The sequence below is a fragment of the Parabacteroides provencensis genome (genome assembly GCF_900232875.1).
Taxonomy (GTDB): Bacteria; Bacteroidota; Bacteroidia; order Bacteroidales; family Tannerellaceae; genus Parabacteroides; species Parabacteroides chinchillae.
This window is the reverse complement of record NZ_LT960488.1, coordinates 1,323,943-1,349,072: the sequence shown is the minus strand read 5'-3', so window position 1 is coordinate 1,349,072 and position 25,130 is coordinate 1,323,943. Positions and strand designations below refer to the sequence as shown.

Annotated in this window: 17 protein-coding genes; 4 read left to right on the top strand and 13 right to left on the bottom strand. The window is 43.1% G+C overall.

Annotated elements, in window-relative coordinates; all coding sequences use genetic code 11:
• Positions 1 to 69: 69 nt before the first annotated feature.
• From CTY47_RS05870 to CTY47_RS05855, 4 genes are all read right to left on the bottom strand, one after another.
• Entirely contained in the window at positions 70 to 282 is a 213-nt protein-coding gene (locus CTY47_RS05870) for an immunity 17 family protein (protein WP_099463838.1), read from the bottom strand.
• A 1-nt stretch (position 283) separates the two neighbouring features.
• Positions 284 to 703 carry a tRNA (adenosine(37)-N6)-threonylcarbamoyltransferase complex ATPase subunit type 1 TsaE gene (tsaE, locus tag CTY47_RS05865; protein ID WP_099463837.1) on the bottom strand — a complete coding sequence of 140 codons (420 nt, stop codon included), beginning with the start codon at positions 701 to 703 and terminating at the stop codon, positions 284 to 286.
• Between the two features lie 68 nt (positions 704 to 771).
• Positions 772 to 2,322: a T9SS response regulator signal transducer PorX gene (porX, locus tag CTY47_RS05860; RefSeq protein WP_099463836.1), complete on the bottom strand. Its 1,551-nt coding sequence runs from the start codon at positions 2,320 to 2,322 to the stop codon at positions 772 to 774.
• 109 nt (positions 2,323 to 2,431) lie between these two features.
• Positions 2,432 to 3,931, bottom strand: coding sequence for a potassium/proton antiporter (locus tag CTY47_RS05855; protein WP_099463835.1), 1,500 nt, complete (start codon positions 3,929 to 3,931; stop codon positions 2,432 to 2,434).
• Between the two features lie 356 nt (positions 3,932 to 4,287).
• Here CTY47_RS05855 and CTY47_RS05850 point away from each other — a divergent pair, with 356 nt between their 5' ends.
• The 3 genes from CTY47_RS05850 to CTY47_RS05840 all read left to right on the top strand — a co-directional run bounded on the left by CTY47_RS05850 (position 4,288) and on the right by CTY47_RS05840 (position 9,152).
• The gene (locus CTY47_RS05850) at positions 4,288 to 6,951 is read left to right on the top strand and encodes a transglutaminase-like domain-containing protein (protein WP_099463834.1); all 2,664 of its coding nucleotides are present in this window, start codon (positions 4,288 to 4,290) and stop codon (positions 6,949 to 6,951) included.
• A 203-nt stretch (positions 6,952 to 7,154) separates the two neighbouring features.
• On the top strand, positions 7,155 to 7,973 hold the full coding sequence (locus CTY47_RS05845) for a PstS family phosphate ABC transporter substrate-binding protein (RefSeq protein ID WP_099463833.1): 819 nt from the start codon (positions 7,155 to 7,157) through the stop codon (positions 7,971 to 7,973).
• A 111-nt stretch (positions 7,974 to 8,084) separates the two neighbouring features.
• Entirely contained in the window at positions 8,085 to 9,152 is a 1,068-nt protein-coding gene (locus CTY47_RS05840) for an NAD(P)H-dependent flavin oxidoreductase (protein WP_099463832.1), read from the top strand.
• Positions 9,153 to 9,206: 54 nt separating this feature from the next.
• Here the strand turns inward: CTY47_RS05840 and CTY47_RS05835 are convergent, their stop codons facing one another.
• The 5 genes from CTY47_RS05835 to CTY47_RS05815 form a co-directional block, all read right to left on the bottom strand.
• Positions 9,207 to 9,809 carry a response regulator transcription factor gene (locus tag CTY47_RS05835; RefSeq protein WP_099463831.1) on the bottom strand — a complete coding sequence of 201 codons (603 nt, stop codon included), beginning with the start codon at positions 9,807 to 9,809 and terminating at the stop codon, positions 9,207 to 9,209.
• A 2-nt stretch (positions 9,810 to 9,811) separates the two neighbouring features.
• Complete coding sequence (locus CTY47_RS05830) at positions 9,812 to 10,507, bottom strand: hemerythrin domain-containing protein (protein WP_099463830.1); 696 nt, start codon at positions 10,505 to 10,507, stop codon at positions 9,812 to 9,814.
• A 205-nt stretch (positions 10,508 to 10,712) separates the two neighbouring features.
• Positions 10,713 to 12,257, bottom strand: coding sequence for a di-heme oxidoredictase family protein (locus CTY47_RS05825; protein ID WP_099463829.1), 1,545 nt, complete (start codon positions 12,255 to 12,257; stop codon positions 10,713 to 10,715).
• 3 nt (positions 12,258 to 12,260) lie between these two features.
• On the bottom strand, positions 12,261 to 13,442 hold the full coding sequence (locus tag CTY47_RS05820; protein ID WP_099463828.1) for an imelysin family protein: 1,182 nt from the start codon (positions 13,440 to 13,442) through the stop codon (positions 12,261 to 12,263).
• Positions 13,443 to 13,476: 34 nt separating this feature from the next.
• Entirely contained in the window at positions 13,477 to 14,709 is a 1,233-nt protein-coding gene (locus CTY47_RS05815; RefSeq protein ID WP_233202116.1) for a hypothetical protein, read from the bottom strand.
• Positions 14,710 to 15,257: 548 nt separating this feature from the next.
• Between CTY47_RS05815 and CTY47_RS05810 the strand changes: the two genes are divergently transcribed.
• Positions 15,258 to 16,178 (top strand): cation diffusion facilitator family transporter, encoded by a 921-nt coding sequence (locus CTY47_RS05810; RefSeq protein WP_099464099.1) that lies wholly within the window; start codon positions 15,258 to 15,260, stop codon positions 16,176 to 16,178.
• A 64-nt stretch (positions 16,179 to 16,242) separates the two neighbouring features.
• Here CTY47_RS05810 and CTY47_RS05805 read toward each other — a convergent pair whose 3' ends face one another.
• From CTY47_RS05805 to purL, 4 genes are all read right to left on the bottom strand, one after another.
• Positions 16,243 to 18,570 carry a glycoside hydrolase family 20 protein gene (locus tag CTY47_RS05805; protein ID WP_099463826.1) on the bottom strand — a complete coding sequence of 776 codons (2,328 nt, stop codon included), beginning with the start codon at positions 18,568 to 18,570 and terminating at the stop codon, positions 16,243 to 16,245.
• Between the two features lie 233 nt (positions 18,571 to 18,803).
• Positions 18,804 to 19,625, bottom strand: a complete 822-nt coding sequence (locus CTY47_RS05800) for an MBL fold metallo-hydrolase (RefSeq protein ID WP_099463825.1) — start codon at positions 19,623 to 19,625, stop codon at positions 18,804 to 18,806.
• Between the two features lie 13 nt (positions 19,626 to 19,638).
• Complete coding sequence (locus CTY47_RS05795; RefSeq protein ID WP_099463824.1) at positions 19,639 to 20,925, bottom strand: porin family protein; 1,287 nt, start codon at positions 20,923 to 20,925, stop codon at positions 19,639 to 19,641.
• A 358-nt stretch (positions 20,926 to 21,283) separates the two neighbouring features.
• On the bottom strand, positions 21,284 to 24,976 hold the full coding sequence (purL, locus tag CTY47_RS05790) for a phosphoribosylformylglycinamidine synthase (RefSeq protein WP_099463823.1): 3,693 nt from the start codon (positions 24,974 to 24,976) through the stop codon (positions 21,284 to 21,286).
• Positions 24,977 to 25,130 lie beyond the last annotated feature (154 nt).

Here is a 25,130-nt window from a genome sequence, read left to right as displayed (position 1 = left end):
ATAAAGATAATCAACAGATACGTGAAAAATAAGAACAACAGTTTATTAATTTCATAAGTTTTTTTGTATTTACCAATAAAGTAATCCGGTAACTCCGCAGGCAATCAATGCCAGTCCCAGAATTGTGTAGAAAATCCGTGCTCCTTTACGTCCGAATTTCCTCACAAATGTCATTGCTCCACTAGTTTGGAAATACCAATCGAAGTTGAAAGCGGCGGCTATAATCGAGAATATGCCTAATGCAATGAATAAGGCAAGAATAAAGTATTCGGAAGGTTTCATATTATTTCCATTCTACAGAGCGCGAACCATCTGCATTCTCACTGATTGTCACCGAAACGACATCTTCCGGCAATAATTCTTCTATCTTTTCAGGCCATTCTATAAAACAGAGGGCTCCGCTATAGAAATAATCTTCCGTTCCGATGTCTTCGGCTTCGCTTAGTTTGTTGATACGGTAATAATCGAAATGATAAATTAGTTCTCCTGTTTCATCGCTACGGTATTCGTTGATAATTGCAAATGTGGGGCTGTTGATTACATCTTCCACTCCCAGTTCTTCGCAGATAGCTTTTATGAATGTGGTTTTACCGGCTCCCATTTTTCCGTAAAAGGCAAAAACTGTACGGTCGTCCATAGCTGCAATAAACTCTTTGGCAGCCTGGTGGATCGTATCCAGGTTATCGATCTTTATTGTATTCATATAAATGATCTTATTATGTTTGTTATGTATTCTGGCTGCAAAGGTAATTAATTGTCCGTTCCCGAAAATTATTTCGGTTCCATAATAATAAACGGTACCATCATTTCTTCCATTGATATCCCGCCGTGTTGGAAGGTATTCTTATAGTAAGAAACATAGTAGTTGTAATTATTAGGGTAAGCAAAGAAGCTTTGCCCTGTAGCAAAGATATATTTACTGCTTAAATTAGGAGAGGGTAGCCCGAACTTTTCGGGATCGCGCATCTCAAAAACTTCTTTCGGGTTATAGTTCAAATTCTTTCCTACTTTATAGCGGAGGTTGGTGTTGGTATTTTTATCACCTACTACTTTGACCGGGTTATCTACCCGGATTGTCCCGTGGTCGGTTGTTACAATAACTTTGTAGCCTTTCGTAGCGATCCGCTTAAATAATTCTAAAGTGGAAGAATGCTGGAACCATGATTTGGTAAGGCTCCGGTAGGCCGCTTCGCTTTCTGCCAGTTCACGTATCATTTTGTTTTCAGTACGGGCATGTGATAGCATGTCTACAAAGTTTAATACCACGACATTCAGTTGATTATGGGTAAGTGAACTTACGTTGCCCAGTAGCTTTTCGCCATATTGGGAATCGTGTACTTTGTTATATGAGAATGTATATTTTTTGCGGAAGCGTTCTATCTGAGTCTTGATAAGAGGGGCTTCGTTCAGATTCTTGCTTTCTTCGCTGTCTTCATCTACCCATAAATCGGGGAACATTTTTTCTATTTGAAGCGGCATTAGGCCTGAAAAGATTGAATTTCGCGCATATTGGGTTGCAGTCGGAAGAATGCTGTAATAAAGGTTTTCTTCCATCGTATAGTAATCGGTCAGCAAGTCTTTTACAACACGCCATTGATCCAACCGGAAATTGTCTATGAGGATAAAGAACACCTTCTCTTCATTATCCAACATAGGAAATACCTTCTTTTTAAACAGGTCGGGACTCATTAGCGGCCGCGACTCTGGATTTTGTATCCATTCGGTATAATTATGTTTTATGAACTTACCGAAGGCATTGTTGGCTTCTTCTTTCTGCATCCGGAGCATGTCTTGCATTTGCACCTGGTTGTTTTCCAGTTCCAGTTCCCAGTATACCAGTTTTTTATATACTTCCATCCATTCGCCGGCAGTGAGCGAATCATTTATTTGCATACCTATGCGACTGAATTCTTGCTGGTAACCTACAGTTGTTGTCTCTGAAATGATTACATTTTTATGGACATTCTTTTTAATAGACAGAAGAAGCTGGTTGGGATTGACCGGCTTTATCAGGTAATCGGCGATTTTATTCCCGATAGCCTGGTTCATGATGCTTTCTTCTTCGCTTTTCGTTACTATGACTACCGGAACGTTCGGGTCTATTTCTTTTATGTAAGCAAGTGTTTCCAGACCTGTGAGGCCGGGCATATTTTCATCCAGAAAGATAATGTCGAAGGATTGCTCCTTGCAACAGTCAATGGCATCTTGCCCACTGATCACGGGAATCACTTCATATCCTTTGTCCTGCAGGAACAGGATATGCGGTTTCAGCAAATCAATCTCATCGTCTGCCCAAAGTACCTTATCTTTCTTTACTGCCATATTTTATTTATTACTGTTTGGTAATATAACTACAAATCTATACCGAATTGTTGAAAATATAACGAAAGGGAACTTTGTTTTGTATATTCTTCGCTGTTTTTTAGGCTCATTAATTTTTCTTGATCGTGTAATCTTTAATACCTAAAGCATTATATGCTTGCAGCAAAGCTTCGTCATTGTCTGAAATCATCAGTAATTTGTCATTTTCTTTCAGTTCGGTGTTGCCTTTGGGAATAAAGTAACGTCCTTCACGTTTTACCATAACCGCCAAAGTATGGTCGGGCAATGTAAGCTCCATCAGCTTATTGCCATGCAGCAGTACGGCCGGTGTTATGTCTATTTCGCTCATTGCACTTTTTATATCCTCGGGAAGTTCGATGCCAAATGCATCCTTTTTGATTGGAGCGGCTATCAGGTTTAACCATTTGGCAGCTAATGTTACGGTAGTTCCCTGGATTAGCAAAGACAAGATGGTGATAAAGAACACGACATTGAATATCAAACCGGCATGTTCTACCCCGGCAATCAACGGGTAAGTGGCGAAGATGATAGGAACTGCTCCGCGTAATCCTACCCAAGATATGTATAGCTTTCCTCTCAGATCGAAGTTCTTGTAAGGAAGCAGGCATAGAAACACACTGACCGGGCGAGCTATAATAATCATAAAGATACCAACTGTTAGCCCGATACTTGCTACCGGTAGCAATTCGTGTGGGTTTACCAGCAATCCCAGCGTTAAGAACATTACAATTTGCCATAACCAGGCGAAACCGTCAAAGAAGGTACCGATACTCTTCTTGTGCACTATCTTTGAATTGCCCACGATTAATCCGGCAATGTATACTGCCAGATAGCCGTTTCCTTTGCAAAGCGTGGTGGCAGAGAAAGTCAGGAATGCTGTTGCCAGTATCATAATAGGATACAAAGATTCGTTTTCTATGTTTATACGGTTAATAATATATACGGCTAACCGCCCGAACAGGTAACCGGCTATACCGCCCACAATCAACTGGATGACCAACGAGAAACCGGCTTCCATCAAATCCATGTCCCCCTGTTGTATATAGGCTATCAATATAAGAGTCAACATGTATGCCATGGGGTCGTTGCTTCCGCTTTCGAGTTCCAGCGTGGGGCGCAGTTTTTGCTTCAGATGTACGCCTTTGCTTCGTAATATGGAGAAGACGGAAGCCGAGTCGGTAGATGACATAACGGCTGCCATCAGCAGCGATTCGGGGAAAGTGAGCGACACGTATTGGGACGCAAAGCCTGATAACCAATATATGAATCCGCCGGTGATAAAGGTGGTTGCAAAAACTCCTACAGTAGCCAGCACTATTCCTTGTGAGGCAATTGGCTTGACTTCGGAGAACTTTGTGTCCATACCGCCGGAAAACAAGATAATACTTAATGCCAGCATACCGATGAACTGTGCAAAATGTGAGTCGCTGAACTGTATACCCAGGCCGTCGCTTCCAAACAGCATGCCTACTCCCAGGAACAAGAGTAACGCAGGAAGTCCGAAACGATAACCGGCTTTACCGGCAAAAATACTTAAAAACAAAATAATAGAGGCTGTCAACAATACCTCTTCGCCGTTATGAAACATAGGTTAAATGATTTATTATATTATTACTTGTTATCAGATGCATAAGCTCTTTGTATTCAATGGAAAATGAAGAACAAAAATAGTAATTATACCCGACAAATCTTCTTTGTTATTATATTATCTGCTGTATATCTAACTTTTATTTGTAAATATGGAACTATTTATCAAAAAGATTGAGATAATTTATTCTTTTGACCCGGGTAAAAAGAATAAAAGTATAGCATCAAATACTTAAAAAAACGGCATAACGGATTTAATAAACTTTATCTTTCCTATTATATTAACAACCTTTTTATCTGTAGGGTTTTTCCTGTTTTGAAGAAAATCACTATTTTTGACGCACATACGATCGCTATATGAACAAAAAACATTTATTTACACTACTATGTGCTCTGTTACTGATAACCAGTTGTAACCGCCAAGAGCACTTTATTACAGACAATGCTTACAGGGCCGAAGTGGAAAAAGATTTTCAGGCTAAGCAGGCTGCATTACCGAACGGCAATCTGTTCGAAGTATTCAATGAGCAAATGACTCCGAAAGAAAAAGAAGCACTTACGTTTATGTATGCTTATATGCCGATCGGAGATATTACCGATTACAGCGGAGATTTCTATCTGGATAATATTCGCTCATCTTTCAAGGCACAAAAGGAAATGCCTTGGGGAGACAGTATCCCGGAACAGGTATTCCGTCATTTCGTCTTGCCGGTGCGTATAAACAATGAAAATCTGGATAATAGCCGCACGGCCTTTTTTGAAGAATTGAAAGACCGCGTAAAAGGGCTTTCTCTTTATGATGCCGTACTGGAAGTAAATCATTGGTGTCATGAGAAGGTTATCTATACGCCTTCGGATGGTCGCACAAGTTCGCCGTTGGCCTCGGTACGGACAGCGTACGGGCGTTGTGGCGAAGAATCTACTTTTACCGTGGCTGCTCTTCGCTCGGTAGGCATCCCGGCACGTCAGGTATATACACCCAGATGGGCGCATACCGACGATAATCATGCCTGGGTAGAAGCATGGGTAAACGGCAAATGGTATTTTCTGGGAGCATGCGAGCCGGAACCTGTCCTTAATATGGGCTGGTTTAACGGGCCTGCTTACCGTGGCATGTTGATGCATACGAAAGTATTTGGCAAATATAATGGCCCGGAAGATGTAATGGAACGTACGGACGGATATACCGAAATCAATGTAATAGACAACTATGCTCCGTCTGCCAGGGCAGAGATTATCGTAACCGATACGGAAGGTAAGCCGGTACAGGGTGCAGAGGTGGAATTTAAGATATATAATTATGCCGAGTTTTACTCCGTTGCACGTAAGAAGACGGATGCCGATGGCAAATGTTCGCTTTCAGCCGGTAAGGGAGACATGCTTGTTTGGGCAAGCAAGGACGGTAAGTTTGGGTATAGTAAAGTCTCTTTTGGCAAAGACGGCAGTATAACTATTCAATTAAATAAAGTACCGGGCGATGTAATCGATACGGCTGTGTTGGATATTGTTCCGCCGGTAGACGGTACTATACCGGTCAGTGTAACCGACGAACAAAAGGAAGCAAATGCAAAACGTTTGCTTGAAGAGGATGCCATCCGTAATAAATATGTAGAAACATTCTATACTGTAGACAAGGCTGTGGCGCTTGCCAAAGAATTGGGCACGGATGAAGACCTGACCGCCAAATATATGTTGGCAAGCCGTGGCAATTATAACGAAATAGAGAAGTTCCTTCGCGAAACTCCGTCCGATAAACGTGCTCAGGCTATTGCCTTGCTAGGTGTAATTTCGGCTAAAGATGTCCGTGATACTCCTGCTTCCGTATTGGCAGACCATTTGAACAATACGCCGCAATCTGATAGCGAACTGTTTACGGAATATGTTATGAATCCGCGTATAGCGCTAGAGTTCCTTACGCCGTATAAGAGTTTCTTTACTGCAAATGTAGATCCCGCCTTTGCAAAACAGGCGAAGGATGATCCGCAGGTGTTGGTCCGGTGGGTGAAAGATAGCATTACGATAAACAATGATTTGAATGCGCAGCGTATTTCTATCATGCCGATAGGAGTCTGGAAGGCACGTGTATCGGATATAAATTCAAGGGATATATTCTTTGTCGCTTTGTCGCGTAGTTTAGGTATTCCGGCACGTATTGAACCGGTAGCCCGTAAAGTACAATATAATAAAGATGGGCAATGGATAGATGTAGACTTTGAAGCTGTTGCCCCGGTTACTGCCAGACAAGGTAAGGTTGTGGCTTCCTATGCTCCGATTAAGGCATTACAAGACCCGAAATACTTCAGCCATTTCACAATTGCAAAAGTGTTGCCTGATGGTAAATTGCAGACATTAAATTTTGAATCGGGAAATGGTGCTGATATGGGCACGGGAGATACCTGGAGCGCTTTGCTGAAAAATCCGTTGACACTGGACGCAGGAGATTATGTGCTGGTTACCGGAACGCGTATGGCAAACGGTAGTGTGTTGTCTGAGATGACTTTCTTTAAAGTAGAAAAGGGCAAAACAACGCCAATTAAGCTGGAAATGCGGGAAAATAAAGACGAAATCCAGGTAATAGGAAACTTTAATTCGGAAGATAAGTTCCGACGCGCTGATAATGGAGAAGAAACAAGCGTTTTGGCAACTACCGGCCGTGGTTATTATGTTGTGGCTATTTTAGGCGCTCGCCAGGAACCTACTAATCATGCAATGCGTGACATATCTGCCGTTAAGAAAGAATTGGAAGAGTGGGGGCGCGGTATGGTTCTGCTTTTCCCTGATGAAAAAGGTTATAAGAATTTTGATCCGAAGGAATTCGGCGAATTACCCAATACAATTACCTACGGTATCGATATTGACAATGCAATCCAGAAAGAAATTGTAAGTGCAATGAAATTGCCGCAATCCAATACGTTGCCGATCTTTATCATAGCCGATACTTTCAACCGTGTGGTTTTCGTGTCTCAGGGTTACACGATCGGTTTGGGCGAACAATTGATGAAGGTGATACATAAACTATAAGTTGGGTAAGCTCAACTTATAGTAGTTAAGAAGTCAAGGAGATAACTGCCAGTTTCTAATTCTTGACTACCAGCGAAGCGATAACTACTTGACTTCTTAACTACTTAATTATTCGTATTTTTCACAGAATTGTAATATCTGTTTCATTTTACTGAAATATGGTTGATATTATTTTGTACTCATAAAATAATTAGACACAGAAAATGAAAAAGACGATTGTTCTGGCTGCAATGGCAGCTTGTATGTTTGTAACAAATGTATTTGCACAGAAAATTAAAGGTAGCGATACTTGCCTGCCTGTTACACAGTCCGAAGCCGAAAACTTTATGAAAAAGAATAAAGGAGCCAGTATTACGGTAACCGGGGGAGGCTCCGGCGTGGGAATATCTGCTTTGCAGGAAGGAACTACAGATATTGCAATGGCGTCCCGTAAGATAAAGTTCGACGAAAAGGTCAGAATGCAGAAGTCCGGTAAAACACCGAAAGAAGTGGTTATTGCCTATGATGCACTGGCTGTCGTGGTACATCCTTCTAATAAAGTCTCTAATTTGACACGTGAACAACTGGAAGGTATCTTTACCGGAAAGATTAAAAATTGGAAAGAAGTAGGTGGGGCGGATATGAAAATCGTGGCTTATTCGCGTGAAACTTCTTCGGGGACATACGAGTTTTTTAAGGAAAGCGTGCTGAAGAATAAGAACTACATGAATGGGATATTAAGTATGCCTGCCACCGGTGCAATCATACAGAGTGTGAGCCAAACGAAAGGCGCCATTGGCTATGTTGGGCTTGCTTATCTGAATAAGGATGTTAAACCTATTCACGTGTCGTATGATTCGGGGAAAACATTTACAGAGCCGTCTATGGCGAATGCAAAGAATAAAACTTATCCTGTTGTGCGTCCGCTCTTTTACTACTATGAAGTAAAGAATGAAGCTAACGTGAAACCCTTTATTGACTATGTGCTTTCTGCTGAAGGACAAGAGCTTGTTAAGAAGGTTGGATATATTCCGTTGAAATAAAGGAAGAAATTGCACACCTTTGCCGGGTTTGTGCATTTATATTGGTTTGTTTTGCACATATATTGGGATATTATTCTACCTTTGCGACCGTTATAAACAAACAACTATTTAATGAAAGCATTGACAATCGGAGACCTAAAGGCTCGCATTCCTATTATCCAAGGAGGAATGGGCGTAGGTATCTCTCTTTCCGGCTTAGCCTCAGCCGTTGCAAATGAAGGTGGGATCGGCGTAATTTCCGCCGCCGGTCTCGGTCTTTTATATAAAAAATTATCTCCAAATTACACAGAAGCCGGTAATCTTGGCCTGGCCGAAGAAATTCGTAAAGCCCGCGAAAGGGCTAAAGGAATTATCGGCGTGAATGTCATGGTTGCTCTTTCCGATTTTGCAGAACTGGTAAAGACGAGTATTGCAGAGAAGGTAGACATCATATTCAGTGGTGCCGGATTACCTTTGGACTTGCCATCGTTTTTGAAGAAAGACAGTGTAACGAAACTGGTACCTATCGTATCGAGTGCACGTGCCGTACGTATTATCTGCGAAAAATGGAAAAACAATTACGATTACCTGCCTGATGCAGTTGTCTTGGAAGGCCCAAAAGCCGGTGGACATTTGGGATATAAGGAGAATCAGTTGGAAGACGAACATTTTTCGCTGGAAGAGTTGCTGCCGCAGGTAGTAGCAGAGGTTTCACACTTCGAACAGAAGTATGACAAGAAGATCCCTGTAATTGCAGCGGGAGGCATTTACACGGGTGAAGACATTAAGCGCATGATAGACCTTGGAGCGTCAGGCGTACAGTTAGGAACACGTTTTGTTACCACCAAGGAGTGTGATGCATCCGAGGCCTTCAAAGAAAGCTATATTCATGCTGAAGAGAAGGATATCGAGATCATTAAAAGTCCTGTTGGTATGCCGGGGCGGGCAATTCACTGCAATTTCCTGGAGAAGGTGAAGCAGGGAATAAAACAGCCGAAAGTATGTCCGTTTAATTGTATCAAGACTTGTGATATATCGCGTAGTCCTTATTGTATTGTGACGGCTTTGTATAATGCATTCAAAGGAAACTTCGAGAATGGTTATGCATTTGCGGGCAGTAATGCCTGGCGGGCAAGCCGTATCATGTCTGTACGGGAAACGATTTCGGAATTGATAGACGAATGGAAATCTAAAATGTAAATAAAAAACGCCGTTGGTAATCTGCCAACGGCGTTTTTTGTTGATACTATATTATTACTGTATATCTTTCAGCTCAACCAGCTTGTTAACGATAGCATAGATTGTTAAACCGCTGGCACTATGTATTTGTAGTTTGCGTGCTATATTGCGGCGATGGGTTATGACTGTATGCGTAGATAAGAATAGCCGGTCTGCAATTTCCCGGTTTGTCATCCCTTTTACCACACAAGTAACAATTTCTTTCTCGCGGGTACTTAATGTTTGTTGTTCCTCATTCTCGGCATTGTCCGGGATTTCTTCGGCCAACAGGCGTTCCAGTTTGTGCTTTATTTCGTCTATACTGTCATAAAGGCCAAATTGGTCGTCGTAGGGACGTATCATTTGAGGATCGGTTGCACTGCATATTAAGGCGATACATTTTATTCCGGGGCAGGCACATCCGTCTTTGATAGACTGGAGCCCCGAATAACCGGGGAACGCCGGATTTATAATCAATAACTCCGGTTTATGCATCCTTAAAGATTCCTGCAGGCTTTCCATGTTACATATCTCTACTATTTGAATATGAAAACCTTGCAGTTGCCGCAATACAGTTTCTAATCCACAACGGATAATTGTAGAAGGTTCTGCAATAGCAATTTTAAAATTAAAGTTCATTGTTATGAATTTAATTGTTTTTCTAATGCCAGGATAGCTGGCACGAATAAATAATCTTCTACGTGATTATGGGCTGCTAAATCTTGTTCGGTAGAAAATATATCGAATAATACACTATTCAGCAGGTAACTGTCTTCTCCCGGATAATATTTGATCAGGATATTTTTCAATTCTGTTATTTTCATTTCTATCTGGTCATGCCGTTTTTTAAAGATGGTAATGTTATACTTAGGGTCTTTTTCTCCTTTGAGCAAATTACGGACATAGGGGAATACATTCTTTTCTTCGTATGACATGTGTTTATTTACTTCTTCTGTATATCCGTCGAAGAATTGGCGAATAACAAATGCTACATCTTCCGGGCAATCTTGTATAGCGTCAACCAATTTACGACGGATGTGCGGAAGGCGGAAATTGAGAAAATAATCATGTGCGTTGTGTAAATAAACAATCAGTGATTCTATAGAGAGACATTTGTCGATATCTGTGATTAGTTCTTTTCTGTCTTCTACGAGGAAATTTACTACGGTTAAGAAAGTACAGGTATCCACCTTATTCTGCCGGCAAACATCTCCGATATTTTTTTCTCCGAAACCAAGGGCAATGCCAAAACGACTCATAACGAGAACCATGGGATAGTTCTCGCAAATCAAATCGCTCATCTTATCAGTCTCTCTGTATTTTCCTTTTTTGTACATTATTTTTCTGTCTCTTTAGGGGGTTGAATAGTCAAAGATACAAAATATTATTCCTGTTTTGCCATCATCGGGGAAAGTTAGATATATAAAATATTGAAAGAGGAACCAGTTCCAGCTGGCATCGGTTGCTATTTGCCGGACACGGGTGCATTGTTGACCATTCTCCTTGTTTTACAAAATTCTTTTTCTATTAAGTAAAGACGGGTTAAATGGATTGTATGAATTTTACAATGGCATCTCTGTCTTCTTTGCTTAATTGACGGAATTTTTCCTTTGATCGCTTAGCATCTCCACCATGCCACATGATAGCTTCTATTTCGTTGCGTGCACGCATATCGTGTAAACGGTCACATGCGCCTGTACAGATGAGTGACAGACCGCGTCCCCAAAGCGGAGTTGTACGGCACCAACCGGTACGTATATCGTTTTTCATTTCCAGTCTATGTTGAATCAGATCGCTATACGGCCATATTGTTTGATGCGGATATTTAGGTAATTTCCCGGCAACTAACGGATCTCCGGAATAATTATCATTTCCGGTCTTCCATGAGGGACGATGGCAGGTAGTACAGCCGATCTGGTTGAAAAGTTGCTTTCCCTTTTTTACGTCTTCATCATGTAAATTGCGTGCTGCAGGAACAGCAAGGCCACGGTGCCAGATCATGAAGTTTATGTAATCTTCGTCCGACATTTCGGCTTTGTGGACAGCCAGGGTCGGATCCAGCATCTTGTAAATAGAATCGCGTCCTACTCCTAACTTCTGTTGGATTTCCTGATTTTCAGACATGGCTTTTGCCCATGCAGCCGAAGTATACAATTTAGGACGGTCTGACCGGTTTACGTTTGTGATGTTCCATATTGCATTAGCTCCGGGACCATTCTGGAGCGTTCCGCGGGAGAGGGCATACGTGAAACGTCCCGGATGTTCCGTTCCATCCGCTTCTTTGATTAGGTTGACAAATTGGCCTCCACCATATTTGGCTGGATTCAGCGGTAATCCCAGCTGTTCTTCATGTTGATATTGTATTAACAGAGAATCGTCAGGTATGGCATCCAGTAAACCGCTTCCGTAAATACCTATGGTCGATTCCAGACGAACTTCGTAGTTGGTAGGCTTAGGAACCGTATTTATATAGTCCGGGTTGATAGTAACTTCCGGATATATCAGGTTATAAGTTTCTCCATCCGGAAATTTGTTCCCGTATTCATCTGTGTAAGGCAACCATTGTATATTAATACCTTCTTCATCAACAGGAGGTAGGTAGGGCGAAGTAGCACGGGTTTGCGGCATACCTGTCAGTTCGGGTACGTATGCTTGTGTGTCTTTATCATATACAACAAGCAGGTAGCCGTTGCCATACTCCGCTTTATATTGATCTACCCTTTTGCCATGCCCGTAGCCGGGATGACAATCCACACATGAACTACGTGTGTAAGCCGGTCCTAAGCCATGAAACGGAGGGGTACTGGTGTTGAACGTCCTTTCAAAGAATATTTCTCCGTATTTGAATTTGTCAACCATTCCGGCTTGCTCGATTGCCGGCGTAGGATCTTCGTAAGCAGATTGCGTTGTGTTGTCTGTTGTACCTAATAAACCGCCGGGATACCACTCGGCAGCACTAAATACTTCATTTGCCTCTCCGCGTCCGGGTATAGGGTTATTTTCCGAACCAGGTTTATCGTCGTTACAAGCGACGAGAGAAAAGGCGGCTATGCATAAGGTAAACCATTTTATGTCAGTGATTTTCATTTGTTAATCCTCCTTAGCTAATTCAGCTTTTGCCGTAGTTAATATATCATCAAGCGCTTTGCAGGCATCCATGGCATTCTGGCATGATGGATCCGTGTAGTTTTTTACAAATGGAAATTTCATGGCTTTAATCCTGGCTATTGTATTGGCTATGGCATCGGTTATTTGTTTATCTAGATCAGGATTAATTTTTGCCATGTAGTCATGGATAGAAGAACCGCGATCTCCTTCGATACCTCCCATATATGCGTTTTCTATACTTTGGATATTGTCGCAGAAGTCTTCAATAGAGTTATAGCTATACGGAGATTCGATGTAGTTAACATCTTCACCTGTATGGGGCTTGCCTATCTTTTGAGTACCTACTTCGTCTGCAATAGATTTACAACCGTCTATAATTGCTTGTGCGGCCGCTGTCCAGGTCGAATATGTACTACCTGCTTTGCCTGCGTTTTTCATGTTTTCTCCGTATGAGAATTCTCCGCTGTTTACGGTAACCGACCATTCCATTTTATCAACTACTTTTGCCCAGCGGTTGGCTGCTGTTCCTTCCTCTCCGGCCCATGATGCTTGCAAACGGTAACAATTGTTACGTAGATCTCCGGCTACAGCGATAGCATAAGTAAGTTCTTTTTCCTGTATGTCTTTTACTGCTCTTTGAGAACCATCCTTGAATAATATGTATTCAATGCTGTGGAATCCCAGTAATTCCTGACCTAACTTTGAATAAGCCCATACGTCGGCATCTTCGGCTTCCATGGCTTTGATATGAGCTTCATTTTTCAACTCATCTAATAATCCGTTCAGGTCTAAAGGCCATGAATCAATGTGCGGGTCAATACCAAAGTCTCCGGCTGCTCCAAACAGGAATGCTTCGCTCAGTTCCCATTGTTTGCGGGCTTGTTTAAACAGGTCGCAAGCTGCTTTTACATTTACATCGGTTCTTTCTGTTTTTAAAGTTTTTAGTTTGTCCACCAGAGTTTCCGTATCGTCAGCCAGTTGTTTATAGGTTGCTATTACAGGGTTATTTACAAATTGAACACATGCAGCTTTCAGCATCTTGTCTTTTTCAGAAGAATCAGGGTTTGTTCCCTGTCCCGGATCGTCGTTGCTACATGCAGAAAAATTCATAGCCATAAGAATACAGGCCGATACACTTAAAGGAAATTGTAAATACTTTTTCATGTCTTATCTGTTTTTGAAATTGTTAGTTCTTTTTTTATCTGATAAAATATCCGGCATACGCTACGCCGATGGAGAATGACGGTTCATTATTAAATTGACTTTTCAGGAAACGTTCGGAGTATTCGGCTTTTATTACTATCTCTTTGATCGGGAAGTAATTCAGGCCAACAGCAATACGATGACGTTCGGTCCAGGCATAATCCTGGTATTGCTTCGTAGGAGGTTCGTATGCGTCATGATATTCGTAACGTCCGAATAGATATAGCTTATGTTCTTTTTCGTGCAGTTTCTTAAAACATGAGAACAAGTCGTATCCGGCTTCTACACCTCCACAAAGAGCTTGCCTGCCTACAAGGGTACGCGAATAAGGTGTTGTGCTTGACTGTCCCCGGTTAAAATCGCTTATTTTATCTGCATCACCCAAATGCCCATAATCAAAATTGCCTCGCGCTATCCAGTTGTGTCCTGCATAATTAAAGTCTATAGCACCAATGGCAACAGCTCCTTTTACGCCTTTGTATTTGGTGGAATTGAAATCCGATTGCAGGGTATTGTTGAAACTGTGTCCATAGTAGCCGCTGACACCAATACGTAAACCGGGAATTGAATAGTTGTCTATGCGGGCGGCTATAGCATAATTATTTGCAACTTTAAATTCGAAAGCCGAAGCCGAACCGTTCTTTATCCAGAGGTCTTTGGAAAACATAGCGGAGTTAAGCCCTGGTAACAGCATGGCTTCATATCTCCATTTACCTGCTACACCCCACAAGCTGATTCCTGTTTCATGCCACGTACAAGGCATTATAGTGTTTTCTCCTTCAGGACGGTACACTGTGAAAAATTGTGTCGGGAGATGTTGCGAATTTGTTAATCCGACAGGTACTACAATGTGCCCCATTCGTAAGTTTACAGCACGATTAAATGATTTTTGTATCCAGAACTGCTCCAAAGCCACTTCGCCGCCGCGTTCTATTTCTTTTTCAAATTCGCCGACTTCCTCCGCTTCCATTTCTACTGCCGATTCTGTCCCGCCGTGTTCAAACTCGATTTCACTTCCCATAGACCAACCTTTCCCGAAATTGTAGTTCAGCATAATTACGACATGAGGCAGGTCAAATTGTCCGTGACTGTGCGCATCTTTATACTTATCGGCATGGGAGTAACGAAATACATTGTCGCTGTAGAAATTGCGTGTCATTACAGCTTCGCCGTAACCCCCCAGCTGGAGACGCGAAGGTTTGGTTGCTGAGGCCTGTTCTGCATACATCGTAATAGCTGATACAAGCAGAAGCAGTAAGAAACGTTTATGAATACTTGTTTTCATCTTGTTAATGAATTTGTTTCTAACTCTTATTATTTTATAATTTTATCAGAGGACAAAAGTACCGGAGGCGAAAAGTGCGGGCAATACCTATTGCTAGGTATCTTGAGGCCTTGATTAATAACAAGTAGGTAATATGAACCCGTTTGCCGGGATTTATGCTTTAAAATCACTATTAATAGGTAACGGCGGAGTTTATTTACTCAGTTCTAGGTATTGTATCTCCTTCTAGGCGAGCTTATCTTTGCAGTGTCAGATGAAAAGATGACTATTAGTATAATCGCTATGCCAGAACCTGTTGCTAATATTTAAAGTAAGCATATAAGATGATTAAACACCGTATGAACAGAGGAGTTTTTTATTGGTTATCCTCTTCATAAAAAAGAAGTCTCCCTGTGAAGGAAGGCTTCTTTTTTGTTAGAAAAAAACATAGCTTTGCATACGGTTGTTGTTAATAATAAAGGGGGGTTATAAAACTAAATAAATATATGGCTATGGGGCATCATCACGAACATAATCATGATCACAATCATGAGATAACTTCACTCAACAAAGCTTTTGTTATAGGCATAAGCTTGAATCTCATATTTGTATTTGCTGAGTTCTTTGCAGGTTTCTGGTATAATTCATTAGGCTTGTTGTCCGATGCAGGGCATAACCTGGGAGATGTTGCAAGCTTGATCCTTGCTATGTTGGCATTCCGGTTAGCCAGAGTGCATCCAACTTCCAGTTATACGTATGGATATAAAAAGAGTACGGTATTGGTTTCGTTACTTAATGCGGTTATTTTGTTAGTTGCTGTCGGTATCATTGTTACCGAGAGTATAGGAAAACTTATGCATCCCCGCCCGGTGGAGGGTGAGGCTATAGCCTGGGTTGCCGGTATTGGTGTTGTTATTAATGCTTTGACGGCCTGGCTTTTTATGAAAGATAAGGATAAAGACCTGAATGTAAAGGGGGCTTATTTGCATATGGCTGCCGATGCTTTGGTATCGGTTGGCGTTGTGGCTTCCGGTATTATTATCAGCTATACCGGCTGGTATGTGATTGACCCGGTCATAGGATTACTGATTGCTGTTATTATAGTGTATTCTACGTGGGGGCTTTTGCGCGACAGTATCCGTCTTTCGTTGGATGGAGTTCCTCCGGGAATGGATATTAAAAAAATAGAAGCGATAATTTATGATGTATCCGGAGTAAAGAACGTACATCACCTGCATATCTGGCCGATAAGCACTACGGAAATAGCCCTGACCGGACATATACGTATTGAAGGTTCGGATTGTATGGAAAATATAAAGCATGAAATTAAGCATAGCCTGGCCGATAATGGCATTTCGCATGTTACATTGGAGTTTGAAACATCGGGCAACAAATGTTGTGATTCTAATTGTGCATTAGTTGAAGATAAATAATGATAAGGATCATTTGAAAAAAACATCCCGATGATTTTATAAAATCATCGGGATGTTTCTGAATTTAGTCAATACCTATTTCGTCGACGAATAAGAAGGCATCGCTGCCGGCTCCACCGTGCCATGCAGGCAATTTGCTGCTGTTGATAATAACTTCCACATAACGGGCTGTTACCGGTTCGAAAGTGATTTCCTGCGGATAGATACCATCCTTGTCTTCTTTTGTCAGTTCGGGAATCTTTTTACTTGCCACTTCACGGAAGTTTGTTCCGTCATTGGAAACCTTTACCGTAACTCCGGCAGCGCCCATAATCCAGTCTCCTTTTACTACATTTGTATTAAAGGTGACTTTGTTTATTTCGGCCGGTTCTTTCAGGTCGATCACGGCATCTACATCCTTTCCCTGAAAACCTAACCAACGGCCGGTCTTGTAGTTCTCATTGCCTGTCAGACCGTCTGCAAGTGCCGGAGCACCATTAAAAGAATAGCCTTTGCTTGGTTCTTCCTTCAGCGTGATAGGCTTCATGGTTGCTTTGTTGAAGTGGATTTGTTCATTGAAAATGCGGCTTTCCGTACCGTTCGGACGAATAACAATAGCTTTAAAGTCGGCATCCTTAGTTATCTGGATAGGTGCTTCATACTTCATGCTGCTGCTTGTTGGAGTACTACCGTCTAACGTATAATAAATGGTGCCTTCTCCCAGTTTAAGCAGGTTGATCTCTAAACTGCCCTTTTCCGTATTGGGGGTAAGTACGGCATTTACATCAAATATATGTTTGGCATAGTTGTAGCCCAGGCGGTCATACAATTCCGTCATTCTTGCTACACGAGGCAGGAAGCTCTGGTAATCTTTCTTGGAAGGGTCAGTCCATTGTACTTCTGCCAATGCATCCATACGGGGCAGTACCATGTATTCTACCTGCGAGAAAGTAGGTATGTATTCTGTCCACAAGTTTGCTTGGGCTCCGATAATATATTTTTGTTCGTCGGGAGTAAGTTCGGCAGGAACAGGCTCAAACGAATATACTTTCTCTAAAGGAAGATATCCGCCAATGGCTTCAGGATCATTCTCCGTATCGGTAGACTGGTAATAATCAAAATATACGAATGTGTTCGGAGACATCACAACGTTGTGTTTCTGCTTGGCTGCTTCCACTCCTCCGGCCATGCCTCTCCAACTCATTACGGTGGCATTCGGAGCCAGGCCGCCTTCCAGTATTTCGTCCCAGCCGATGATGTGGCGTCCTTTGCTTTCTACAAACTTTTCCATCCGTGAGATAACGTAGCTCTGAAGATATTCTTCCGCCGTATGTTTTTTATCACCCTTGATTCCTTCGGCTTTGATGCGCGCCTGGCATTTCGGGCATTTCTCCCAACGGACTTTCGGGCATTCATCGCCTCCCACATGTATATATTCGGAAGGGAAGAGGTCTATTATTTCTGCCAGTACGTCTTCAAGGAATTGCATGGACTGTTCGTTTCCGGCACAGATTACATCTTCGGATACACCCCATTGTTTCCATACTTCATACGGGCCGCCTGTGCAACCTAATTCGGGGTAAGAAGCCAAAGCCGCCTGCTGGTGTCCCGGCATATCGATCTCAGGAATGATCGTAATGTAACGTTCTTGTGCATATTTTATAACGTCGCGTATTTGATCCTGTGTATAAAAGCCGCCATATTCCTGACCGTCATACTTGCCGGAATTGTGCCCGATCACAGTTTCCGAACGTTTCGAGCCTATTTCCGTCAGTTTAGGGTACTTTTTTATTTCAATACGCCATCCCTGATCATCTGTCAGATGCCAATGGAATGTATTTATATTATGCAGGGCCAATATGTCCAGATACTTCTTTACCGAATCTGCAGGGAAGAAATGACGGCTTATATCCAGCATCATTCCACGATATTTGAAACGGGGATAGTCGTTGATTGTAACGGCCGGGAGTTCGATATTCGCTCCTTCTGCCGTTGCCGGGATAGATTTGCGTAATGACTGAATGCCATAGAATACTCCGGCTTCGGTAGCTCCGGCAATCTCAATGCTATCTGCGGACACAACTAATTTATATCCTTCCGGATTCCGGATATTGCTATCTACAGATAAGTTGATTCCTTTGGACGTTGCTTGTGTCGTGGTGCGCAGCTCATAACCCGTTACTTCGTTAATGTAAGCGGCAAGGAATTTGGCATTCCGGGCCATGTTGTCATTTCCTTCCGGATAAACAATCCGGGTAGAGGGGGATAGCATGAAAGGTGTGCCGTCTGCTATTGTCACTTCTTGCGGCAAGGGTACGATTCCATAGTTGCCCTTCATCGTTTTGTTGTTTGAACATGCCACCATGCCTGCGCATGATGCCAGTATCAATACATACTTGCTGAATTTGCTCATGTGTTTATATTGTTTAGTTTAAGAAATGTGAGTACAAACTTACTAAAAAACCTTCGGATTTCCTACAGAGGTATCACCGGAGCTCCGGCGAAGGTTCCGTAGGGCTACAAAATGGTTGCCGTTGTTCCTGTAATGGTTTCGTAGGCCTACAAAACGATGCCAGCCGTTCCGGTAGTGCCTCTGTAGGGATACAAACCCTTCGCAGCCGCTCTGGTGATGCTTTTGTAGGGGTTTTACACCGGGACAGCTTTGAAAAAGCTGCCTACTGCGCGGACAAGTGCCATTTTCAGGTAGGCGTCATGACAGAAGACCAGGGTTTGTCCTTTGTCGGCTGCTTCTTTAAGCATCCGTACTTTTTCGTTATAAGAAATAACAGGATATGTATCATAGGCGGATATCCATTCCGGTGATACGCTGGCGGCAAGAGGGATGACATCTCCTGCAAAAACCACCTTCCGCTCCGGTGTTTGGATATAGGGTACTAATTGTCCCGGCGTATGCCCGTTGTAAATACGAAGTTCTATATCCGGACAAAGGAAAGTATCGTTGTCTACCAACCGGAGCAATCCGGCCTCCTCTACTGCCTGCATGTTTTCTGCGAAGTAAGAATCTTTTTCCAAAGCGTTAGGATGGCAGAAGTTGTTCCATTGGGAGCGGCTTACCCAATGGGTGGCATTAGGGAAGGCAACAATGAGTTGCCCGTTTGCATTATCCTTAAGAGTAGCATATCCGCAATGATCAAAGTGCAGATGGGTAAGCACCACATCCGTTATTTGCCCGCGGCTATATCCCAACTGTTCCAGTTCGTCGTTTAAATCTTTTAAATTGAAAAACTTATAATAGCTGAGTTGTTTTAAGTGCTTATTCCCTGCTCCGGTATCGATTAAAATAACCCGGCCGTCGTCTGTTGTAATCAGGGTGCTTCGCATAGCTAGTATGCACCCGTTTGTTTCATTGCTGGGATAACGGCGTTGCCAAGCTGTTTTAGGAATTGCTCCGAACATGGCGCCGCCGTCTGCATAGAAATACCCCGTATCTATAAGATGGACATCCATATGTTGTGTTTATTTAGAACTTGTATTGCAAACGAACCGTCAGTACATTATCCTTGCGGTCTTTTTCGTAACCTTTTACAAAGGTACTCTTTTCGTTGAAATTAAGTTCATAATAGGCTTGCAGGCGGATATGTTTGTTGAAGTTGTATATACCACCCAGGCCTAAAGTGCTTTGTGCAAGATCCGTTTTGGAGGTATAGCTGTTTTCGGCTCCTGCTTCGTTTCCTTTAATCTTTGTATTCGGATCATAAGCATCGTACTTGAATACGACAGAAAACGGGGATGCCCCGATGTCTTGCACCAGATAGAAGAAATAACCCAGGAAAGGACGCTTGAATAACGAGTTTTCCGGTAAATCTTCAGGGCGTGAACTGTAATTGGGGCTTCTGCTACTTCCGGCAATACCCGGTTGGATGCCTAAAAGCCCTTCTGCACGTAAGGTTGTTTTGCCTAGAGAGCTTAAGAAGGAAAACTGGGCATCCATACCTATATATTGACGTTTCATGTATGTACCGGTTTCTCCTTTGTCTACCTTGACGAAATGCTTACCGTCCATTTCATAAGCCTCTTTTGTCGGATTGTAAACGTAACCGTGATAGTATGAAACACCTAATCCCCATTTGCCCCAATTCCCGATAGGTCTTTCGGCTCCCAGGCGGCCGATAAAATCTTTCCGGCTGTCTGTTTCCCGGTTAATACTGTTTCCTGCGAACAGGCCGGCATCCAAACGAAGAAAGTTTAGCGGACTTTTCTCTGGCGTACGCAAGGTAAGCATAGCTCCCAGATCTCGTTCGTCGGGGAAAAAATACTGAATGATTGTTGCACGTTCGGGAGATTCCAGTCCACTGGTTGAGTAACCGATTTCATGGCCGAAAGGACGATTGAATACACCAGCCATCAGTTGATTGCGTTTTGTCCATGGGTCTTTGACTCCGATGTATAAATCACGAAAGCTTATACCTTTGTCATTTGCTTCTATTTGCACGGCACCTGTACCAATACCGTCGTTGTATTCAAATTTCAGACGTCCGCGACGAATGCCGATACGGTTAAAGCCTTTATCTTCATGTTCGTTCTTATCTCCTACTTTAAGGGTTGCATCTTCCTGCCCATATTGGTATTGTCCCTGGATATAGGCCGATACTTTAAATTTGCTGAGTTTCTTTACAATTTTGTCCAGAGTTGCAGTCTCTTCTGCAAGCGAATCTATACGAGGGTTTAGGCTCTCTGTTTCCTGAGCTTTCATCGCTAAGGGAAGCAGCGCTAACAGAGCGAGCGCCATTCTTTTTCCAATTTTCATTTTAGTTTGTTGGTTGCGGTGAATAAAAATATGACTCACTGTTTCCGCCTGCAAATAAACAGCTTTTCTGTTTCACATACGTTTCGACAGCATTGCAAAGATAGGAACAAATTATTACAATAATATTACAGGGGGGATATCAACCAATATTACCATAATTATATGCACAACATTTTTGTCTTAGCCTCGTCCGGCGTCCCGCTTTCCCCTGCCAGGTCAATGCCACCTGCAGTCGGTAGCCCTGTAGCAATAGCACTATATTGAGTTTTTTTCAAAAGTATATTTCATAAAGAATGCACCTCAAAAGTTAGACAAAAAACTTTTGAGGTGCACTTCATTTAAAAGCTATATATCTTTTTTACTTCTTGTTTCCTTCGATCCACTTGTATGCGTTCACAAAGGCTTCGATCCATGGAGTTACCTGATCGTTTTCCTTGCGGTCGGCAGGATAATAACCACATTGCCATGGGAAGATGGCACGTTCGGGATGAGGCATCATTGCCAGATGACGGCCGTCTTTAGAGCAAACGCCGGCAACAGACCAAGGCGAACCGTTCGGATTGGCAGGATAGCCTTCGTAGTTATACTTTGCTACTACATTATATTCCTTCTCTTCATACGGGAATGAGAACTTGCCTTCGCCGTGAGCCACCCATACACCCAACTTGTTTCCGCTAAGCGAACCGAACATGATGGAGTTGTTCTTCGGAATCTCCAGTGTTACGAAGTTCGATTCGAACTTATGGGAATCATTATGCAGCATCTTGTGCTTCACTTCGTGTTCCGGATAAACCAGTCCCAGTTCGGCCATTAACTGACAACCGTTACAGATACCCATACTCATTGTATCGGTGCGTGCGTAAAAGTTCTCGATTGCCTTTTTTGCCTTCTCATTATATAAGAAGCCGCCTGCCCATCCTTTGGCTGAGCCGAGCACGTCGGAGTTGGAAAATCCACCGCAGAATACGATGAAGTTTACGTCTTCCAGTGTTTCGCGTCCACTGGCAAGGTCGGTCATATGAACATCTTTCACGTCGAAGCCAGACAGATAGAGTGCATAAGCCGTTTCGCGTTCGCATTGCGTACCCTTCTCGCGGATTACGGCAGCCTTTATTCCACTCGGACCTTTGCGATCGGCAGTCAGGCCGTAAGCAGAAAGTTTTCCGGTGAAGTTCTTGTTGTATTTGAATTCAAGCGGTTGCATCTTATAGTTCTCGAAACGGTTGCCTGCGCAAACGTTACCGCTCTGCTTGATATCCAATTTATAGGATGATTCATACCATACGTCGCGCATATAATCGATGCCGAAGTGGTATTGTACACCGTTTTTCGATACCAGTATATGGCGTTCGTCGGTCGGTTTTGCAATGACGGCGAAACCTACACCGGCTTCTTCCATCATCTTTTCAAATGCTTTCTTGTCTTTTACCTGAACCAGAATACCCGGATTTTCGGCAAACAATATTTTGATAACATCCGTTTCGCCTATCTTGTCCAGATTTACTTCCAGGCCACCTTCTACATTGGCAAAACACATTTCGAGCAAAGCAGTAATCATACCGCCGGCAGAGATGTCGTGTCCGGCAAGAATCAAGCCTTTCTCTATTGCTTCCTGTATGGCGTTAAATGCGTCGCGGAAGTATTCGGCATCCTTTACAGTCGGTACTTCGTCTCCCAGTTTGTTCAAGACCTGGGCAAAGGCGGAACCTCCTAATTTTAATGTGTCGAATGAGAAGTCTATATAATACAGGCTCGAATTCTTTTCGCGGGCTAATACCGGAGAAACGATTTTCTTTATGTCGCTTACTTCGGCACCTGCCGAGATGATAACCGTACCCGGAGCAATTACTTTATCGTCGCCATACTTTTGCGTCATGGATAAAGAGTCTTTACCGGTAGGAATATTGATGCCTAAAGAGATGGCAAACTCGGAAGCCGCTTCTACGGCTGTGTATAAACGGGCATCTTCGCCTTCGTTGCGGCACGGCCACATCCAGTTGGCGCTCAATGATACACCTGTCAGTTTATCGCTGAGCGGAGCAAATACGATATTGGTTAATGCTTCTGCTATTGCCATTACCGAGCCTGCTGCAGGGTCTACCAATGCTACCTGCGGAGCGTGTCCGATGGATGTTGCAATACCTGCTTTTCCACGGTAGTCGAGGGCTACGGCACCCAGGTCACTCAATGGCAATTGCAGTTCGCCCTGGCATTGCTGGCGGGCAACCCTTCCGCTTACCGAACGGTCTACTTTATTGGTTAACCAGTCTTTGCAAGCAACGGCTTCCAGCTGGAGAACGTTTTCCAGATAATGATGCAGTTCCGATTCTTTGTAAACAACCGGCTGGAAACTTTCGGTAACGGTATGGTCTGTCATCACAGTTCTTGGCGGTTTGCCAAACATATATTCCAGCTTGATGTCGATAGGTTTTTTTCCGTCGGCCTGTTCGAAAACGAACTTCATGTCGTTTGTTGTTTCTCCTACCACATACATCGGAGCGCGTTCGCGTTCGGCAATGCGGCGTACGCGGGCTACGTCTTCTTCTTTCATCAGCAAGCCCATACGTTCCTGGCTTTCATTACCTACGATTTCTTTGGCCGAAAGTGTCTTGTCGCCGATAGGCAATTTGCTCATGTCTATATGTCCTCCGGTAGCTTCCACTAATTCGGATAGACAGTTCAGATGGCCACCTGCGCCGTGGTCGTGGATAGAAACGATCGGATTCTCGTCTGATTCGGCAATCGTACGGATTACGTTGGCAGCACGTCTTTGCATTTCGGGGTTGGCACGCTGTACGGCATTCAGTTCGATACCGCTGGTATATTGTCCCGTATTTACAGAAGATACGGCACCTCCCCCCATACCGATACGATAGTTGTCGCCACCGATAACGACTACTTTCTCACCAGGTTCGGGATTACCTTTCAGTGCATCGCGCATATTGGCAAAACCTACACCGCCGGCAAGCATAATCACTTTGTCGTAAGCATATTTCTTATGGTTTTCCGTATGTTCAAAGGTAAGCAATGAACCACAGATTAGTGGTTGTCCGAAATGGTTGCCGAATGTTGAAGCACCATTGGATGCCTTAATCAATATCTGCTCGGGCGTCTGGTATAACCACGGACGCGGGTCAAGAATCTTTTCCCATTCACGGGCTTCTTCCGTACGCGGATACGAAGTCATATATACGGCTGTTCCGGCAATAGGCAACGAAGCCTTACCGCCGCCCAGACGGTCGCGGATTTCACCGCCGCTACCGGTTGCAGCACCGTTGAAAGGTTCTACGGTTGTAGGGAAATTGTGCGTTTCTGCTTTCAGCGAGATAACGGTTTTAATATCTTTTACGGCAAAATAGTCGGGTTTGTCTCCACTTTTCGGAGCAAACTGTTCCACTACTGGGCCTTCGTTGAAAGCTACGTTATCTTTGTAGGCTGAAACCAGTTTGTTCGGATTCTCGGCCGATGTTTTCTTAATAAGATTGAACAGTGAACTTTCCTTTTCTTCACCGTCGATAACGAATACACCGCCAAAGATTTTATGACGGCAGTGTTCCGAGTTTACCTGCGAGAAACCAAACACTTCGCTGTCTGTCAGTTTGCGTCCCAGTTTCTGGCTTACTTCATTCAGGTAGGCAATTTCTTCGGCACTTAAAGCCAGCCCTTCCTGCTTGTTGTAAACTTCCAGGTCATCTATGTAAACGATAGGGTCCGGTTGTTTGCTGATAGTGAATAATTCCTGATTCAGCCCGTTGTAAATACGTTGCAACATCGGATCATGGTCTGCATCCTTGCCCGATACAGGAAAATACTCTTCTATGCGGGAGATGCCGGAAAGACCCATGTTCTGGGTTATTTCTACAGCGTTTGTACTCCATGGGGTGATCATTTCCCGGCGGGGACCAACAAACCAACCTTCCAATGTTTCTGCCTGAACAGGAGTTGCATCGCTAAACAACCATACCAGTTTTTGAACATCTTCGGGTGAGAAAGTTTGTGCAGCTTCTACGGCCAGCACAGTCTTTGTTGAAGATTTGAAAAATAGAATCATATCGACGATTTATTTATATATTCCACTTGTTAGTAAGGAGATGGCAAAGATAGCTATTTTTTGCGTTATATGAAATCAGTTGACAGAATAAGAAAGTTAAACGGATATATCCGGTTGTTTAATTTCTGATAAGGCACAATTTAATAAGATGTAT

What these genes read in the sequence shown, in the direction of transcription:
- CTY47_RS05825 (WP_099463829.1), bottom strand. Translation starts at nt 12,257, where the DNA reads ATGAAAATCACTGACATAAAATGGTTTACCTTATGCATAGCCGCCTTT.
- CTY47_RS05855 (WP_099463835.1), bottom strand. Translation starts at nt 3,931, where the DNA reads ATGTTTCATAACGGCGAAGAGGTATTGTTGACAGCCTCTATTATTTTG.
- CTY47_RS05815 (WP_233202116.1), bottom strand. Translation starts at nt 14,709, where the DNA reads ATGTATGCAGAACAGGCCTCAGCAACCAAACCTTCGCGTCTCCAGCTG.
- CTY47_RS05805 (WP_099463826.1), bottom strand. Translation starts at nt 18,570, where the DNA reads ATGAGCAAATTCAGCAAGTATGTATTGATACTGGCATCATGCGCAGGC.
- CTY47_RS05820 (WP_099463828.1), bottom strand. Translation starts at nt 13,442, where the DNA reads ATGAAAAAGTATTTACAATTTCCTTTAAGTGTATCGGCCTGTATTCTT.
- CTY47_RS05800 (WP_099463825.1), bottom strand. Translation starts at nt 19,625, where the DNA reads ATGGATGTCCATCTTATAGATACGGGGTATTTCTATGCAGACGGCGGC.
- CTY47_RS05830 (WP_099463830.1), bottom strand. Translation starts at nt 10,507, where the DNA reads ATGTACAAAAAAGGAAAATACAGAGAGACTGATAAGATGAGCGATTTG.
- CTY47_RS05870 (WP_099463838.1), bottom strand. Translation starts at nt 282, where the DNA reads ATGAAACCTTCCGAATACTTTATTCTTGCCTTATTCATTGCATTAGGC.
- CTY47_RS05840 (WP_099463832.1), top strand. Translation starts at nt 8,085, where the DNA reads ATGAAAGCATTGACAATCGGAGACCTAAAGGCTCGCATTCCTATTATC.
- purL (WP_099463823.1), bottom strand. Translation starts at nt 24,976, where the DNA reads ATGATTCTATTTTTCAAATCTTCAACAAAGACTGTGCTGGCCGTAGAA.
- CTY47_RS05810 (WP_099464099.1), top strand. Translation starts at nt 15,258, where the DNA reads ATGGGGCATCATCACGAACATAATCATGATCACAATCATGAGATAACT.
- porX (WP_099463836.1), bottom strand. Translation starts at nt 2,322, where the DNA reads ATGGCAGTAAAGAAAGATAAGGTACTTTGGGCAGACGATGAGATTGAT.
- CTY47_RS05850 (WP_099463834.1), top strand. Translation starts at nt 4,288, where the DNA reads ATGAACAAAAAACATTTATTTACACTACTATGTGCTCTGTTACTGATA.
- tsaE (WP_099463837.1), bottom strand. Translation starts at nt 703, where the DNA reads ATGAATACAATAAAGATCGATAACCTGGATACGATCCACCAGGCTGCC.
- CTY47_RS05835 (WP_099463831.1), bottom strand. Translation starts at nt 9,809, where the DNA reads ATGAACTTTAATTTTAAAATTGCTATTGCAGAACCTTCTACAATTATC.
- CTY47_RS05795 (WP_099463824.1), bottom strand. Translation starts at nt 20,925, where the DNA reads ATGAAAATTGGAAAAAGAATGGCGCTCGCTCTGTTAGCGCTGCTTCCC.
- CTY47_RS05845 (WP_099463833.1), top strand. Translation starts at nt 7,155, where the DNA reads ATGAAAAAGACGATTGTTCTGGCTGCAATGGCAGCTTGTATGTTTGTA.